This window comes from Streptomyces sp. NBC_00162, from assembly GCF_024611995.1.
In the GTDB taxonomy this organism is placed as follows: Bacteria; Actinomycetota; Actinomycetes; order Streptomycetales; family Streptomycetaceae; genus Streptomyces.
On the sequence record NZ_CP102509.1, the window covers coordinates 8,351,967 to 8,367,939 of the forward strand.

At 68.4% G+C, this 15,973-nt stretch carries 15 protein-coding genes and 2 pseudogenes; 8 read left to right on the forward strand and 9 right to left on the reverse strand.

The genetic code is table 11. The features are described 5' to 3' along the window. Nucleotides 1–215: 215 nt before the first annotated feature. The 3 genes from JIW86_RS38530 to JIW86_RS38540 all read right to left on the reverse strand — a co-directional run bounded on the left by JIW86_RS38530 (nucleotide 216) and on the right by JIW86_RS38540 (nucleotide 1,981). Entirely contained in the window at nucleotides 216–794 is a 579-nt protein-coding gene (locus JIW86_RS38530) for a hypothetical protein (protein WP_257558961.1), read from the reverse strand. Continuing rightward, nucleotides 788–1,564, reverse strand: a complete 777-nt coding sequence (locus JIW86_RS38535; protein ID WP_257558962.1) for an ATP-binding cassette domain-containing protein — start codon at nucleotides 1,562–1,564, stop codon at nucleotides 788–790. The genes JIW86_RS38530 and JIW86_RS38535 overlap by 7 nt, the downstream gene beginning before the upstream one ends. 72 nt (nucleotides 1,565–1,636) lie before the next feature. Next, on the reverse strand, nucleotides 1,637–1,981 hold the full coding sequence (locus JIW86_RS38540) for a hypothetical protein (RefSeq protein ID WP_215149845.1): 345 nt from the start codon (nucleotides 1,979–1,981) through the stop codon (nucleotides 1,637–1,639). 1,034 nt (nucleotides 1,982–3,015) lie between these two features. Here JIW86_RS38540 and JIW86_RS38545 point away from each other — a divergent pair. After that, nucleotides 3,016–4,194 carry a copper resistance D family protein gene (locus JIW86_RS38545; protein ID WP_257558963.1) on the forward strand — a complete coding sequence of 393 codons (1,179 nt, stop codon included), beginning with the start codon at nucleotides 3,016–3,018 and terminating at the stop codon, nucleotides 4,192–4,194. 427 nt (nucleotides 4,195–4,621) lie between these two features. Here the strand turns inward: JIW86_RS38545 and JIW86_RS38550 are convergent, their stop codons facing one another. Further along, nucleotides 4,622–5,161 carry an HIT family protein gene (locus JIW86_RS38550; RefSeq protein WP_257558964.1) on the reverse strand — a complete coding sequence of 180 codons (540 nt, stop codon included), beginning with the start codon at nucleotides 5,159–5,161 and terminating at the stop codon, nucleotides 4,622–4,624. A gap of 168 nt (nucleotides 5,162–5,329) precedes the next feature. Between JIW86_RS38550 and JIW86_RS38555 the strand changes: the two are divergent. Then, nucleotides 5,330–5,848: pseudogene (locus tag JIW86_RS38555) on the forward strand (transposase family protein); the annotation flags it as partial. Between the two features lie 924 nt (nucleotides 5,849–6,772). Here JIW86_RS38555 and JIW86_RS38560 read toward each other — a convergent pair. Together JIW86_RS38560 and JIW86_RS38565 are read right to left on the reverse strand one after the other, a co-directional pair. After that, nucleotides 6,773–6,943, reverse strand: a pseudogene (locus JIW86_RS38560) (hypothetical protein); the annotation flags it as partial. 183 nt (nucleotides 6,944–7,126) lie between these two features. Then, nucleotides 7,127–7,393, reverse strand: a complete 267-nt coding sequence (locus JIW86_RS38565) for a hypothetical protein (protein ID WP_257558966.1) — start codon at nucleotides 7,391–7,393, stop codon at nucleotides 7,127–7,129. Nucleotides 7,394–7,965: 572 nt separating this feature from the next. On the opposite strand from JIW86_RS38565, the gene JIW86_RS38570 reads away from it, so the two are divergent. Together JIW86_RS38570 and JIW86_RS38575 are read left to right on the forward strand one after the other, a co-directional pair. Continuing rightward, nucleotides 7,966–8,625, forward strand: coding sequence for a hypothetical protein (locus JIW86_RS38570; RefSeq protein ID WP_322975591.1), 660 nt, complete (start codon nucleotides 7,966–7,968; stop codon nucleotides 8,623–8,625). Nucleotides 8,626–9,434: 809 nt separating this feature from the next. Then, nucleotides 9,435–9,665 carry a hypothetical protein gene (locus tag JIW86_RS38575; RefSeq protein WP_257558967.1) on the forward strand — a complete coding sequence of 77 codons (231 nt, stop codon included), beginning with the start codon at nucleotides 9,435–9,437 and terminating at the stop codon, nucleotides 9,663–9,665. A gap of 337 nt (nucleotides 9,666–10,002) precedes the next feature. Here the strand turns inward: JIW86_RS38575 and JIW86_RS38580 are convergent, their stop codons facing one another. The 3 genes from JIW86_RS38580 to JIW86_RS38590 are packed head-to-tail and all read right to left on the reverse strand — an operon-like array spanning nucleotide 10,003 to nucleotide 11,406. Then, complete coding sequence (locus JIW86_RS38580; RefSeq protein ID WP_257558968.1) at nucleotides 10,003–10,455, reverse strand: hypothetical protein; 453 nt, start codon at nucleotides 10,453–10,455, stop codon at nucleotides 10,003–10,005. Next, nucleotides 10,452–10,964: an RNA polymerase sigma factor gene (locus tag JIW86_RS38585; protein ID WP_257558969.1), complete on the reverse strand. Its 513-nt coding sequence runs from the start codon at nucleotides 10,962–10,964 to the stop codon at nucleotides 10,452–10,454. Before JIW86_RS38585 ends, JIW86_RS38580 begins: the two co-directional genes overlap by 4 nt. Then, complete coding sequence (locus JIW86_RS38590) at nucleotides 10,954–11,406, reverse strand: DUF3995 domain-containing protein (protein WP_257558970.1); 453 nt, start codon at nucleotides 11,404–11,406, stop codon at nucleotides 10,954–10,956. Before JIW86_RS38590 ends, JIW86_RS38585 begins: the two co-directional genes overlap by 11 nt. 725 nt (nucleotides 11,407–12,131) lie before the next feature. On the opposite strand from JIW86_RS38590, the gene JIW86_RS38595 reads away from it, so the two are divergent. The 4 genes from JIW86_RS38595 (at nucleotide 12,132) to JIW86_RS38610 (ending at nucleotide 15,799) form a co-directional block, all read left to right on the forward strand. Continuing rightward, entirely contained in the window at nucleotides 12,132–12,740 is a 609-nt protein-coding gene (locus JIW86_RS38595) for a Tn3 family transposase (protein ID WP_257558971.1), read from the forward strand. After that, the gene (locus JIW86_RS38600) at nucleotides 12,737–13,657 is read left to right on the forward strand and encodes a transposase (protein WP_257558972.1); all 921 of its coding nucleotides are present in this window, start codon (nucleotides 12,737–12,739) and stop codon (nucleotides 13,655–13,657) included. The genes JIW86_RS38595 and JIW86_RS38600 overlap by 4 nt, the downstream gene beginning before the upstream one ends. Before the next feature lie 61 nt (nucleotides 13,658–13,718). Beyond that, nucleotides 13,719–14,375, forward strand: a complete 657-nt coding sequence (locus tag JIW86_RS38605; protein ID WP_257558973.1) for a TetR/AcrR family transcriptional regulator — start codon at nucleotides 13,719–13,721, stop codon at nucleotides 14,373–14,375. Continuing rightward, nucleotides 14,372–15,799: an MFS transporter gene (locus JIW86_RS38610; RefSeq protein ID WP_257558974.1), complete on the forward strand. Its 1,428-nt coding sequence runs from the start codon at nucleotides 14,372–14,374 to the stop codon at nucleotides 15,797–15,799. The genes JIW86_RS38605 and JIW86_RS38610 overlap by 4 nt, the downstream gene beginning before the upstream one ends. Nucleotides 15,800–15,973 lie beyond the last annotated feature (174 nt).

A 15,973-nucleotide genomic window follows, 5' to 3' on the forward strand; every position in this document is an offset into this window, starting at 1 on the left:
CAGGGGCGCTGTCGCCGACGCCGGGCGCTCGACCCGCAGTTCGCCGCTGGCTGGCATCGCAAAAACCAGTGCGATGAGGGAGGCTGCTGTTGCCCCGATGGCGGCAGTGCGGGTGGGCAGGGACGTTGCCCGGCGCGGCATCTGGCGCTCGGCGCTGCTCCGCAGTCGCGGTGCTGTCACAGCCAGCGTGGCGAGGGCGAGCGCAAACAGCAGCCTCACGGTGACTGGAAGGGGCGTAGGTGCTGGTCCGGCGGCCCCGCGAGGACATTGAACTTGAAGGGGAGCGCCAGCATGCTGATGAAGCAGCCCAGTGCGCAGACGATGGGGGTGAAGGTGGCGGAGGGCCACCATCGGCCGGCCAGATGGCCTACGGACGCGAAGATGATCAGGGTCGAGGCGCCGAGCAGGAGGTAGGAGGGCCACAGGAATCCGGGGCCCGCCTCGCTGAACGAGATGAACGCGGCGGTCAGGCATCCGACCGCGTAGGCGAGGAACCCGAGGGTGAGAGTGGCGGCCAGACGTGCGGCCTCGATCCGCCAGATTGGTCGGGCGGCCGCAAGCACGGTCTCGGGCATTCCCACGCGGGAGGAGCGTCCGGCCTGCCAGGCTGAGACGCCGGCGAGGACGGGCCCCAGGAAGAGTGTGACGACCTGGGCTGCCACACTGGCTTCGGGCCATACCCCGATCCAGTACCGGGACCGACCGAAGAGCACCAGCAAGTCCACGGCGATCATCACGGGAAAAGCTGTCAGCAGCGGCGAGCGGCGCAGCTCGATGCGGTAGGCATTCAGCATGCGGCCCCCTCGTTGGGTCGGCGGTTGCCGAGTACCGTCATGTAGCCGCGTTCCAGGGGGCTGTCGCCTGGGGCTGCGGGGGTTGCCAACTCTGCCAGCTGCTGAGGTGTGCCGCTGTGGCGCAGTTGGCCGTCGCTCAGCACGAGGACGGTGTCGCAGGCGGCGCCGACGTCCTCAACCAGGTGCGTGCTGAGGAGGACGGCCGTTCCTGCGTGGGCGAGGGAACGAATGAGCTCACGGAAGTCGAGACGCTGCGCGGGGTCGAGACCGACGGTCGGCTCATCCAGCAGAAGCAGGGAGGGGGAGCCGACGATGGCCGCGGCGATTCCGGCCCGGCGGAGCATGCCGCCGGACAGCGACTTCATGCGGTCCCGGGCCCGGTCGGCCAGGCCCACAGCCGCCAGTGCCTCCTTGGTCGCAGAGTCGGCCTTCTTGGAGGGGACCTCACGCAGCCAGGCGCAGTAGCGGACGAAGTCCGTTATGGAGAAGGCCGGGTAGTAGCCGAAGTCCTGCGGGAGATAGCCGATGCGACGGCGGACATGCCGCGCTTGCCGTTCGTTGGTGACGGGGCTGCCGAACAACTCCAGCTGCCCGCTTTGTGGCGGCGCGATGGTCGCGAGGGTACGGAAGAGCGTGGTCTTGCCCGCGCCGTTGGGGCCCAGCAAGCCCGTGACACCGGGCAGGATGGACAGGTCGAGATTCTCGATGATGGTTCGGCCGCTGTAACCCTGCGTGAGGGTCGTCAATCGAGCGACAGGGTATGTCGTCATTGGCAGAATTCCCTGAAATAAAGGATGGGCCCGCCATTCAGGCGGGCCCTCCTTGACTAGCTGACTAGCTGACTAGACAGCGTAAGTCACATGGGTCTTGTTGATCTTGAATGTGCACTCGTGGGTGTCATACTTTCCCACGTATCCGCTGTGCAGGTGGTCCCAGTGCTCCGTATCGAGCTCGACATTGCAGTCATACTGCGTAATGTACGTGTAAGACGGGTAGTTCGACGCGCTGGAGCAGTAGCCGTGACCGGAGGTGCTGTACCAGTATCCCCGGCATCCCTGCTGCCAGGTTGACTCGTAGGACGCGCTCGCTATCGGAGCCGTCAGGCCGATGGCGGCAGCTGCCAGGGCACCTACGACAACACCCTTGGCAACCTTCGAACCGGCTATGCGTGACGCAATGGAATTCATGGATTCCCCCTTGGGAATAGAATGACGGAGGCGTAAAAAACTGCCCCGCAGCTATGAAATGCAAAGCCAACAAGCTGAACGATCTTGAGTCAAGTCGATAGCGAAATTCGACCTTCCGTCATCGCCCATTCTCGCAAAAGGCAATTGGCAAGCTTCTTCCTGTGCTCATCAATTACCTACTTCACTAACAGCGCATCCGCCAACAGGTAAGTTGATCATGGTGGTGATATTCGTTAGGCGCCCGACATGGCCTGCACAAGCCAGGCGCCAGGACAGCCTCTACGCCTCCAGGACAACCACCCGCCGCGCATCAATCTAGGCTCACGCGAGGTCCACGAGTGTGCGTGGTGTGCAGGGATTCTGTGCAACGCGCGCTACTATGGCGCGCCCAGGGAGCTCGCACAGTGTTCGGTGGGGATGATTCCGTAGGCCCAAAGCCGTGACCTCGCCGCGCCACCGGCTCTTTGGGATCGCCTACGCACGGGTCGCGCCGTGGTAATCGGCGGCGGGCATGGCGGAGTCGAGCGGGGCGACCTCGACTTGGCGGCCAGTTCGGGGTGCGTGGAGACCTGGCCGGAGCCCGCGTAGAGGCCGACGTGGCAAATGGAGCCGCGATCGAATTCGCCGAGATCTGCCTGACGGGGTCCCCGCACTGCGCCCGGTGGTCGACCCCGCGCCCGCGGGGATGGTTCGGACGCGGTCCCCTCCCAAGGGTCGATGTCGACTTGGCCGGTGCGAGCGGAGCATCCCGATCAAGCACACGACCCCCGAGTCGCGGGGCTCGCCAACGGCATCGCAGAACTATCCAATGGCGCTGTGGTTCGGCCACGTCCCTCCTGGCCATCCCTGCGTGCCGGTTGTCCATCGCTGCGGGCCGATTCCCAGGAGTGGGCTGGGGCATCACCCCGGCGTCCGCAGCTCTCTCGCCTGGTGAGATCGAGACCTGGCAGCCAACGGGAGGCCCGAGATAACGGATTCAACGTCATGTCCAGGGCTGTCGGGAGTCGGCGGGATGCTTAGGTTAGCCTGCCCTTATGCATTCCATACCTCTGGCCGCCGAGGCCGGCTACGCCGTGCCGCCGCTGTGGCGCATCCTCACCAAGTCCGGCTACTTCATCGGCCTGTCCGGAGCCATCGGCGCGACGGTAACCTACGCGGCCTCCATCCGCCCCGCACTGCGCGTACCGGAGAACGACCGCGGCGACGTCGACGTCATGAGACGAAGAACGGCCGGCTACCTCGCCTGGGCGGGGGTCGTGCTGTTGGTCGCGGGCTACTTCCAGCTCGCCGGTCGCCTGGCGCGGGCAGGTAAGGGCATGCCATTCGGTGACGCCCTCGCGCCGGGCCGGATCTGGGACTTCTTGATGGCGCCGGTGGCGAAGGGGGCCTGGATCGCGCAGGGCACCATCTACCTGGTCCAGAACGTCGTACTGGTCCTCGCGTCCGCGGTCCTGATCTCCCTGTTCCTTCCCCGGGCGCGCCGACACCTGAACGCTGTCGTGTTGACCGCCCTGCCCCTGACGCTCGCGGTGACGCTCGTCGGCGCGGTTCCGGCCACCAAGCCGAAGGACGGGGACAAGTGGCTGGACCTGGTGTTCGTCCAGTCCCACATCGTCAGTGGCGTGGTCTGGGTCGGAGGTCTGGTCCTGCTCGCCGTCCTCGCCGGTGCGCGCGGCCGCCTGAGCGAGGACGCGGGCGCGCTGTGGGCCGACATCTGGCGCCGCTTCGCCTTCGTCGCCCTGATCTGCGTGGGTGCGGTGTTCACCTCCGGCCTGTGGATGAGCTGGAAGCACGTCGGCTCCGTCAGCCAGCTCTGGACCACGACCTACGGACTCTTCCTGCTCGTCAAGATCCTGCTGGTCCTCGGCATGGTCACGGCCGGCGGCGTCAACCAGTTCTGGCTGATGCCCCGTATCGCCCGGGCCCGCCGCGAGGATGCCACGTCCTCGCTCCTGCACCTGACCCTGCGGCACTTCCCGAAGGTGGTCTGGGCCGAGGTGGCCCTCGGGATCGCCGTCCTGGCCATCGTCCCCTTCCTCGGCGGATCGGCCCGCTCCGAGGCGGGAAGCCCCCCGGCCGTGTCGAGCGGCAGCGTCTTCGCCATGGGCGCCGTCCTCGTCCTCACCCTCGCGGCCTCGCTCTACGTCACCGTCAGGACCTCCGACACGCTCGCGCGGCGCGCGGCCGGGGCAGCGACCGCCGCAGTGTCATGACGCCCGCCGGAGAGCGGCGGAGATCATCGGCGGGTTGAGGCGCGCGAAGCCTTCCTGCCGCTCGTACGGGAAGTACCCGTTACGGGTGGAGCGTAAAGGAGCAGCCCGGGGAACCGTCCTGGCCGGAGTGCGAGTCAGACAGGGCAGCGCCTGCCCTGAGGGCAGGCGCTGCACGCCGGGCCCCTTTGGAGGCGCTTCGCGCCGGGGCCCGCCCTATGGAGTGAAGGAAGCAACCCGCCCTGCTCCCTCAGGCAGTGAGGCTAGGGTTCGGGCAGCCCGTGCCGATATGGCGTGCGCGGGTGAGGCCCGGTGCCCAGATGCGCTGTGCGAGCAGCAGTACCACCGGGCCGCTCACCGGGCGCTGTGCGAGGCAGGCGGGCTGGGCGGTCCGGCGTGGTACTCGCCGACTTGTGAGGGGGTCAGGGGTTCATTGGCCCATCGGTGTCTGCGCGGTGCCTCCGTACGAGGCGGTGAGGGTTTCGGCAACGGTGGTTGCATCTGCGTCGGCTACGTCTGCCGGGTATTCGGGCAGCAGGTCGTCCCAGACGGGCAGCCACGACCCGTACAGCTGGGTCTGTCCCTCCGGCCGGGCGAAGAACCACACGTGCAGGTGTGCGGACCCGTCCCCGATCCGGTAGACGTGGGCTCGGCAGATGTTGGCCAGTGCCTGCACATGGCGGACGATGTGAGCGGTGAGCACGCCCAGCTCGGCGGCCAGTTCGTCGGGCAGGTCGGCCATGTCGTAGTGGTCGCGTGGGTACAGCATCAGCACCAGCGGCACACCGACGCCCGGTATCCGGGCCAGTCGCCAGCGGTCGTTGAGCCAGATGCCTTCGTCGCGGGAGCGGCACTCATCGCAGTCCGCCGGGTCTTCGCCGTGCCGCCGCGGCTCGGGCACAACGGGCGGGCGGAGCGCGGACACGCGTAGTCCATCCGCCTCGAAGGGGCTGATGTCCCATCCGGTCATTCTTGCCAACGGAAGCCGAAACTCATCATCCGCAGCCGCACGTGCGTGGTCGTAGAACTCATCGGGTCGCAAGGCCATGATCGTAAGACTAGCTGCGCCCTGCGCCCTGCGCCCTGCGCCCTGCACGCTGCTGGCGGCCCGCTGGATGACAGAAGCCACGGATCTTTCATAGGTCGGCTGCGGCCGCTGCCGGCGCTGGAGCCGGCCCCGCGGCCCGTTGCCGACGTCGAGCGCTTGTGGATCGTGGACGGCATCCTCGTCCGCGACCGCGCCGTAGGTGCCTCCTTCCGCAACTACCGGTTCTCGGCGAACGTGTAGGTCATCATCGATGTCGGCATCCGTCTGGTCGTCGCGGGCGCCCGCCCGGCGCCGGGCAACAAGGCCGACGCCCACGTCTGGCGGGAGTCGGACCTCCCGGCCGCGGCGGCCGGGACGACGGTCATCGCGGACGGCGCCTTCCTGCGCGCCGGTCTGATCGTCCCGCACCGCAGAAGGGCCGGACGTCCCCTCCTGCGTGGACAGGAGGAGGACAACGCCGAGCCCCGCCGGGTCCGCGCCCGCGTCGAGCACACCTTCGCCCGCATGAAGAACTGGAAGATCCTCCGCGACTGCCGCCAGAAGGGAGACGGCCTCCACCACGCCGTCCAGGCCGTCGCCACCATGCACAACCTCGCTTTGGCACGGTGAAACAGCAGGTCAAACACCACTCAGGCCTGCCCGAATCGGACCTTCTGCAACAACCTCTAGCTCTCCTCGGAGGTTGAGGGGCTCGTCGGTGCAGAAGGCAGCGGTAGAGAGGGTTCGAATCCGTCCACCCCGCTCATTGATGAGCCCACCACGCGGCCCCCACTCCGCCGGCGGTTGTGACCAGCGAGACGAGCCACGTGGGCACGCGCTGAATGGTCAAGTGGAGTCCACCGCAGCGTAGTTCCAGGGCTGGAGGCGCAGTGTGGTTACCTGCTCTGACACTCATGTTGGCGTCCTCTTTTCGGGCCTTGTCCTGCTTGGTCTGCATGTCCTCTGGCTCCTGTCGCGCGTCGTTGCGTGACGTTGGTGAGGGAAGGAGCACAATGCGACGACGCGGGTGGGTCGCCATCGACGCTATGCAGTCATGAGAGATGACCGGGGCGTAAGCGGCCAACTCGGATGCTGTCAAAGGGGGTTTGGAGCACGCTGAGCAGCGGGGTCACCTAGGCACGGAGCCTGTCCAAGCACACGTCAACGGGCTGTATTGCCCCGCGACGTATCGCCCTGAGGACGATTTCAGGCTACTGCCAGCCCCCGGGGTCGTCGCTGTCAGCTTGTGTGCAATCCGGGGACTCCAATTTGACCCTTTGGCCAGCGCGGCGCGTTGCTGCCCCACCTTGCTGAGCTACAAAGGGGCTGATCGGGGCGGCGTGCAGGTAATAGCTGGAGGTAAACGCGTCGGCCCCCCAACGGTGTGCAGGTAGTAGCGCTGGAGGTATCCCGCTTGGCACCGACCTGCCACGATGTGTACTCGGCAAGGGGCGGTCGAACCCTGCGACGCGCCGGATGTGTCCGGTGAGTAAGGGGCTTCGGTACCCCTCCGGAATATCGCGCTGATCACGTCATCGGAGCTATCGCGCTGATCAAGTCACGGCGGACGACGACCTGCGGGTGGATCACGACGTGGATGCCGCGGCCCTGGCGGGACAGCTCGTTGGTGACGGAGTCCACGAGGAAGGGCATGTCGTCGGTGACGACCTCGACGACGGAGTGGCTGGAGGTCCAGCCGTTCTCTTCCACCGTGGGGGTGTGCACCCCACCGTGCCCCGCAGACCCCCCGCTCCCTGCTCAGTACCCGGAGGGTCAGGGGGACGTAGACACGCATGGCCCCCGCCTTGCGGCGTCGAACGCCGGCGCCTCGGCAACCGCGCCCCCGGCCGAGAGCACCGTTGCGGCCGTCGCCGACTGACACAGGCTCCGGCGTCAGCCTGGAACCGGTCAGGTCTTGGTTGTGCCGGCTGGTCGTCCGCCGGTGGGAGCCCGCCGGGAGAGGTTGGCGGCGTAGGAGCTGGCGGTGCCGGTTTCCGCTGTCCAGTTGTCGGCGGTCTGCTGGGCGAAGCCGAGCAGCCGGCTGAAGACGTAGGCGGGCAGTTCCCGGGCGAGCTCCATCAGCGAGGCGTTGCGGGCCGGGCCGACCCGGATGCCGAGGGCTGTGAGGCGCAGGGCCAGGCGACGCGAAGGAGAGCCGCGCGGGTACGACGGCATCCGCCGCTACCTCGTCGTCTCCAGCCGGTCCTCACCCACTGGACCGCGACGGTCGGAGTGAGCTCGCTGCGCCAGGTCACGAAGGACCACGTCGACGACGCCGTGGCGGAGTTGTCCGGTATGGCCAGCCGAAGTCTGCCACCGTCCTGCGCAGTTTGTTCCGCGCGCTCAAGAGCCGGCGGGTGATCTTCCAGAATCCGGCCCGTTACCTCCCCGTCGGCGACCTCACCGGCCTCCCGAGGTCCATCCCCTCCGACCGACTGATGGGCCTGCTCGACCCAGGCCAGGACACCGCTCGGCCCGGCTCGTCGTCGCCTTGGCCGCCATCCACGCCCTGCCCGGCAGCGAGATCCCGACCCTGCAGTCCAGTTGGCCTCGACCTGTCCCGCGGCACCCTGGAAGGGCGGCGGGGCCTGCTGCGCACACCCTCTACCTGGAGGAGCTCACCCACCAGCTCGCCGCGGACTGGAGCGCCTACCGCCATCGCCGGTGGCCGGCCTCGGCCAATCCCCACCTCTTGGTCAGCTGCGGGCCCACCCTGAGCCCGATACCGCAGCTAAAGCCCGTGGCGGGTGTGGCAGCGGATCCGGCATTATCCCCGTGTGATCGTGATGCAACCCGTTCTGGAGATCGTTGCTGTCGACGACTTCGCGCTCTGGCCGGTTGGCGAGCACGAATCGTACGGCTACCTCGTACTGGACGGGGAGCTGACTCCGGCTGAGGTCGGCACGGCCGTTATGCGAATCGCCGACTGCAACGACTTCGAGCCGGAGGAGGAGCACGGGCCATGCCCGACCGACCCGCTCGGCACATACCTGCACGGGCTGCTCACCATGCCTGATCTGTTTGCCGCCGGCGGGTTCCGGGTGACCGACAACGCCACCAACACCGTCTTCGTCGAGCTGGGCTGCTGCAACGGCCTGGAGACCTGGCGGGACTGGCTGGAGGTACTCGACGCCACCGGCTGCTCCTACTTCGGCCACGATCCGTCCTCGATGGCCGAACGCGTCGGCGACATCGTCCGGCTGACGTTCGACGCCCACGGGACGGACGGCAGCCCGGTGATCGAGCTGCCTGTAGACCAGGTGCGCACGCTCGTCGCCGGCGCCCAGCAGGATTTGCAGGACTTCCTCAGCCTTGCCGGAACCTGGGCTGAACAACACCTTCCGGCACACGCCGCCGCCGTCACTGCCGCCCTGGCACGGGCACTGGACCTGGCGCCCACACAATGACCAGCTTCCTGACCCACCGAGCGCACGTGCACGATGCCCGACTCCCCCTCCGTCGCCGGCACAGCGCGCTGCGGACCTGCATCACCCTCTTCGCGCCGTACGGCTTCCGGGCGACGTACCACCACCTCACGCTCAGCGCCGCGATTCCCCGGCGTCTGGAGGCGGACCCGGGCGCGCTGGTGCGGGCGGTGGAGGAACTACATGAGGCGCGGGTGCTGTGGCTTGCGCGAGCGGAGGAGTACACCGCGCAACGCCGGGCAGAGAAGCGGGCCGGGCGGCGTGCTGTACCGAACCCGCGACCGTGGTGGCTACGGAGCAGGTGGGACGGCCCGGACCGCGCCTGGCACCAAGACCCGTTTCGTCACCCGTCACTACGACTGTCCGAGTACGTCCGGAGACAGAACGCGATTCTGGACGGCGCCGAGCCCCCCGGCTGCCCGGCCTGTGGGGATGAAGGACCGCGGGGGCTGAGCTCGACCGGGCACGGCTGGCTCGAACTGTGCCGTCGGTGCGCGTGGGTGCTGGCGCCATGTCCGTGCGGGCAGCGACACCGGTTCGTGCCTGAGATCCCGTTCAGCTGGAACGGGATCTGGCAGCGAGCGCACATGAGCGATGACGGCGTGCCGAACCCTCACTGGCCTGCGGGCTAGCCAGTTGGATGCGGCACGGCGAACGCTCGGAACATCAGATCCCGTCAGCCAAGCCGGAACCCGCACGCGTGGCACCGCCGCAGCCATCAACTGGCACGCAGGTTCCGGCTTACCAACGTTCAGGATTCCGGGAACCCGCGCGCTTCGGCCCGCATCAGCGTGAAGATCGCCCCGCTCCACCCGGATAGCACCGAGTGCGACCACGCGGTCAGCCCCTCCGGCAAGCCCCGCGACCTCGCCTCCGGATGCGTCGGCCGCCGCTCCTACGCCGTGGTGTGCAGCGCCTGCGGCCTCGTCGGTGACCCCCACAGCCTCGGGGTCCTCGCCGAGCCGGCGCAGACCCGGCACCGCGACAGCCACAAGACCACGCTCGTCCCGGCCACCCGCTGACCCCCACCCACCCGGCATCCGGGAGCAATTGGTCCCGGATGGCCCGTCGAAACCCAAGCCGCGGCAGGAAGCCGGGCCACCCCGGCGACCACCAACTGGTCACCGGACCCGGTATAGAGCCCGACCTCATGCTAGAACGGTGACCGGCTCATACACGAAGGCCCCTCACCACCCCGATTGTTCCGGGTGGTGAGGGGCCTTTTCGCTGTGCCGGAGCTGTTGCCCGAAGGCAGCCGCTACGTCATGAGGCCGGCAGCTCGAAGGCCGAAGACCGGCCGGCACGTCGGCTTCGGGGCGAGGACCGGCTCCGCCCCCTCCGGAGCCGGTGACTTCTCGATCACAGCAGGGCCGTCAGGCGCTGAACGCTGCGGCTGCCCTCACGACGTACGCCCAAGGGGATCAGGGCGGCATGGGTCGGCAGGCGCACGCCCCCAGTGAACGCAACCCTAGTGCCTGGGCCTTCTGGCGCCGCCGCCACGCCGATCAGCAGGAACCGGCTCTGTAGCCAGCACCAGCCGGGCCGCTGCACCCCGCGCAGTCGTGCCCGCATCCCGTACCTGCTTCGCACCGTCGCCTCTACGCGCTCACCGTGCCGACCGACGACGCGCAGCTGCTCCATGTCGGGCACGACCTGCCCGAACGCTCCCTCCAGGTCGCCCAGCAGGTCCCAGACCCGTTCGAAGGGGGTGTCGATGTGCGCCTCGGTCACGTGGGCGCCGCGAATACCGCTGGCCAAGGCGTGCAGGCGGCGTACAGGGTCGAGGTCGGTGATGGGCCAGGGCTCGTTCATGACGTCCACGCCTTCCGGAAGATGTCGCGGGCCCGGTGCAGCCGCGACTTGACAGTGCCCGTGCGCACGCCGAGCAAGGCTGCGGCGGTGCGCTCGTCCAGGCCTTCGACGTCACGCAGCATCAGCACCGCGCGGTGCTCGGGGGAGAGCCGTTCCAGTACGTCCCGGATGTCGGCGGAGAGTTGCGGGTCGCCACGGGCGGGGAGCGCGCTGAGATCGGCCGGTACGGTGCGGGCGGCGCGGTGCGCGGTGCGGACCGCCTCCCGTACGGCGATGGCACGGACCCAGCCGTGCAGTGCAGCGGGGTCCTTGAGGGTGCGTAGCGACTTGAAGACCGACACCAGGGTCTCCTGCGCAGCGTCGGCGCCTTGGCCCAGGGCTATGGGCGCGCAGACGCGGCCCACGTACGGGGCGAGGACGTCCAGGAGTTCGGCCATGGCTAGGGTGTCGCCACGCTGGGCGGCTCGCACGAGGCGGACCGTCCGGTCACCGGATCGTTCATCGGGCACGGTCCGCATCCTTCCACCGCGCCACGCGCAGAGCGGCGACGGTCAGGACGGCGCACAGTGGGGTGTAGAGCATGAGGTTGAGCCAGTAGAAGGCAGTGCCGGTCTCTTTGGCGAACAGCCAGTAGATCCCCGCCAGGGCGCGCAGCGAGAGGCCTGCTGTCACGGCCAGGGTGCCGAAGCGGAGTAGCAGGTGGCGCGGTCGGCGAGAGTGGGCAAGGACGAAGGCGGCGGCGGTGAGGAGCAGGACGACAAGAGGAAGCAGGATCGATGGTGTGAACGGCACGTCTGTACCGAGAACAGCTTGGGAGAGGCTCCTGTCGTCGGCTGCGGGCCATGTGGCTCCCGTCGTCCAGTAAAGGTGGAGCACAGCGTCCACGGTGAGCACCGAGGCGACGAGCGCAGCGGCGCGGGTCGGGGCGGTGGTGGCAGGCCGGTACAGCATGGGTCCTCCTACGCGGCGAGGGTTTCCGTCGGTCTGTTGAGGAGCCGCGCACGCGAAACGTTCCCTCGGGCTGCGTAAATTTTCGAAGATGTGCGAAGCCCACCCGGGCCGAGCTGTCGAGCCGCTTCCGGTGCCGCGGCGATCAAACGCGTCAGCAGCAGGGCTGAGGCTGCCATCAGCGTTTCGCTCCCTCGGTCGCCGGCGTTGGACGAGTCGGTGGGCGGCCTCGCCCGTCCCGTCGGCTTCTGGAACGGCCCCGGAGTCCTGGCTCAGACACCCGCCGCAAGGTAACCGTCGAGTGGCTTGCGCGTCGTGAGATAGCCCCGTTTCCCGGCCTTGGGCGCCTCGTTGGGCTGATCGAGTGATGCGAGGGTCGGCGAGTGAGGGGCGGGGCGTGCGCCAAGAGTGGTCGCCAGAAGAGCTGTTAGCGAGCTGGACACCGGTGGACAGCGACTGGAAGAAGAAGGTCCGCGGCAAGGAAGGCATCCTCTTCAAGCTGGCCGACGCCGCGATCGGCAAGCCGGACGAGATCGTGCGCACGGCCCTGTACCCCGTGGTCGGCGAGAAGCCACTGCGCGACCTGGTCGCCGAGGCGAAGGCGAACGAGAAGGTCTTCAAGGCCAAGGTCCGCACCACGCTGCGCTCCTCGTACAGCTCGTACTACCGGCAGATGCTGCCGCCGCTGCTGACCATGCTGGCCCGGCGACTTCGAGGCCACCCGCACCGTGAACTACGCCGCGATCCGCCGGCCGATGGACCCGCAGGCGTTTATCACGGACCTGAAGCAGCGCATGACGGCCGGCCTGGACCGGCTGTCGGCCGCGCTCGCGGACGGCTCCGCGGGCGGGGTGAAGGTCACCACCCGGCACGGCGAGCCGTGGATCACCGTTCCCAAGCTGGAGAAGCTGGACGAGCCCACCGGCCTCCAAGCGCTCAAGGACGAGGTCGTACGACGCTGGGGCGTCCTCGACCTCCTGGACGTGGTGAAGAACGCCGACTTCGCCACCGGCTTCACCGACGAGTTCGCCTCCGTCGCCGCCTACGAGCGCATCGACCGCGCCGTCCTCCAGCGTCGGCTGCTGCTCGCCCTGTTCGCGCTCGGTACGAACATGGGCATCCGCGCCATCGTGGCGACCGGCGAGCACGGCGAGACCGAAGCCGCGCTGCGGCACGTGCGCCGGCACTTCATCACCGTCGACAACCTGCGCGCCGCCGTGACGAAACTGGTGAACGCCACCTTCGCGGCCCGCGACACCGCATGGTGGGGGCAGGGCAGGGCACGGCATGCGCGTCGGACTCGAAGAAGTTCGGGTCCTGGTCCTCGAACTTCATGACCGAATACCACGCCCGCTACGGCGGCAACGGTGTGATGATCTACTGGCACGTGGAGCGGAAGAACGTCTGCATCTACTCCCAGCTCAAGAGCTGTTCGTCGTCCGAGGTCGCGGCCATGATCGAGGGCCTGCTGCGGCACTTCACGGACGCCGAGATCGAGTCCAACTACGTCGACACCCACGGCGCGAGCGTCGTCGGGTTCGCCTTCACTGAGCTGCTCAACCTCCGGCTGCTGCCCCGGCTGAAGAACGTCGGCAGCGTCCGCCTGTACCGGCCCGACGACGATCCGCCCGGCTGGCCGGCGCTCGGCGGCTCCCTGACCCGCTCGATCCGCTGGGACCTGATTGCCCAGCAGTACGACCAGATGGTCAAGTACGCCACCGCCCTGCGCCGGGGCACCGCAGAGGCGGAACAGGTGCTGCGGCGCTTCACCCGCGGCGGCCCCAAGCACCCGACCTACCAGGCCCTCGAAGAGCTCGGCCGCGCGGTGCGCACGATCTTCGCGTGTGACTACCTCGCCAGCCCCGGCCTGCGCCGCGAGATCCACGGCGGGCTCCAGGTCGTGGAGCACTGGAACAGCGCGAACACCGTCCTGCACTACGGCAAGGACGGCGCCCTGACCGGCCCGGACAAAGAGCACGCCGAGACGTCGATGCCCGCCCTGCACCTGCTCCAGTCGAGCCTCGCACACATCAACACACTGCTGCTTCAGCAGGTCCTCGCCGAGCCGGTCTGGGCGAAGAAGCTGAGCGACGAGGACCGGCGTGGGCTGACCGCGCTGTTCTGGTCGAACATCAACCCGTACGGCACGTTCCGCCTCGACATGAACAAGCGCCTGGACCTGTCGGGCGTGACCGTTCCCGGTCAGCGTGCCGCCGTGAGCGAGCGAGCCGAGGCGCCCCCCGCCACCCGCTGAGGATTATGATCACTCACCAAGATTAGTAGACAGTGTCTACGGCGCATGGTAGACACTGTCTATGAGTGATGAGAGCTCCCTTCGGGAGCGGTTGATCGATGTCGGGGTCGACCTTGTGCTGACCGAGGGCTCCGCGTCCGTGGGCCTACGGGAAATAGCCCGTCGAGCGGGGGTGTCGCACGGGGCGCCGCGTCGGTACTTCCCCACGCACCACGCGCTGCTCTCGGCCATCGGCCGTCGCGGCTTCGAGGATCTCGCAGCCATGTTCGAGGCCGCGGTCGCCGGCACGACCACACCGCGCGGCCAGTTGGAGGCTCTCGCGCGGGCGTACGTCGGGTACGCAATGGAACGCCGCGGCATGTTCGAACTCATGTGGCGGCACGACCTGCTCGACGGCGCGGCGCAGGCTTCAGACCAACCGAGGCTGCGCGAGTCGACCCTCCCGCTGTTCGGACACTTCACCGGACTCGTCGCCCGATGCCGATCGGAGCGGGATGCCGCGCGACACGCCGACGGGCCGAACGAGGCCGCACCGCCGCCTGCGGTGACCGCTGCCGCCCTGTGGTCAAACCTGCACGGCATCGCCCAGCTGTGGGCCTGGGGCAGCTTGCAGCTCGCCCTCGGCGCCCCACCGCTGGACGGCGACCCCGGCGACAACCAACGCGACCGGCTCATCGCGGCAGTTCTGGACGCCCATCTCGGCCCGGTGACCTCATGACCGCACCCGCACAGCGGCACATTGCACTTCTGGTCAGCGTGGTCGGCGCGATGATCGTCGCACTGGACGGAACCATCCTGCTCATGGCGCAGCCCGGCATGCAGCGTGATCTCGGCGCGAGTGTGGCGCAGATCCAGTGGACGAGCACCAGCTATCTGGTCGCCGTGGCCGCGTTACTCGTGGTCGCCGGGCGCCTCGGGGATCGGTACGGGCACCCGCGCCTGCTATTCGTCGGCGTCCTCGGTTTCGGGGCTGCCTCGGCCGGGATCGCGCTCGCGCCGGCCGTCGGCTGGGTGATCGTTCTGCGCGCGGTGCAGGGCGGGTTTGCCGCGTTCCTGCAACCTGCGACGCTCGCGCTGCTACGGCTGGCGTATCCCGCGGACCGGCTCGGCACGCCGATTGCCATCCGCACCAGTGCGATCGCGGTAGCGGCAGGGTCCGGTCCGCTCCTGGGCGGTGTTCTCGTGGCTCATCTGGGATGGCACGCCGTCTTCTGGGTCAACGTGCCCCTCGCGTTCGTCATCGCCGTTCTCGCCGTCGCCGTACGGACGCCGGCACCTCAACGTGCCAACTCTCCACGGCTCAACCTCACCAGCGCGGGCCTGCTAGCGGTCGCGCTCGCAACCCTGGTCCACGCCTTGTCCGATGTACCCGCGCGGGGGTGGACCGCCACGCCGACGCTGCTCGAATTCCTCGCCGTCATCGGCGTCGCAACGGTGCTCACCTGGCACGAACGCCGCACCACGCACCCGATCGTTCCACCAGCCGTAGCGCGGTCCGTACCGGTGACGGCGTCGATGGCGATCCTGCTGGTCACCGCCGCCGGCGTGTTCGGCGCGCTATTCATGGCCACGTTCTACCTCCAGGACGTACTTCGCCTCGACCCACTCGCCAGCGGTCTGCGCGTGCTCCCGCTGACCGTGCTCATGGTCCTCGGCTCACCCGCCGCGGTCGCCGCACTGCGCCGGTACGGTGCGCGCCGCACCGCGATCGCCGGTACGGTCCTCGTCGTGGTCGGCATCGCGGGGCTGTCCCGGCTCGGTCCCGCCAGCACATGGATGGCCATGGCTGCAGTCTTTGCCGCCATCGGTGCCGGGTTCGCCACCGTGATGGTCACCGCCACCGGGACCGTCGTCGGTGACGCGCCGCCCGGGTACGCCGGAGTCGTCGGCGGGCTCAAGCAGACCGCCATGAACATCGGGCCGACCTTCGGCATCGCCGTCGCGGCCAGCGCAACCGGCTCGGCTGTTCCAACCATGAGTTCCACTCTGCTGATCCTGGCCTCACTCGCCGCTCTCGGCCTGCTGCCCGCGTCGCGGCTGCCCCGGCGGCCGGCCCACCAGGAAGGAGACGACACGACCGCCTCACGCCCGGCGCAAGCACCAACACCACAGGCGGCACCCGCTCGACACACAAACAGTTGAGCACCGCCGAACACACCCAGGCTGATCCGGTCATGTACCAGACCGATCTTCAGTGTCGGCAACGATCGCCTGCCGACACTTGGGGACGTGATCAAGAACCCGCAGGTGGGCAGTGTCGGCAACTCGCGTCGGAAGACAACGTCGGTGAACGGTGCACCCGAGAGATTCCGACAC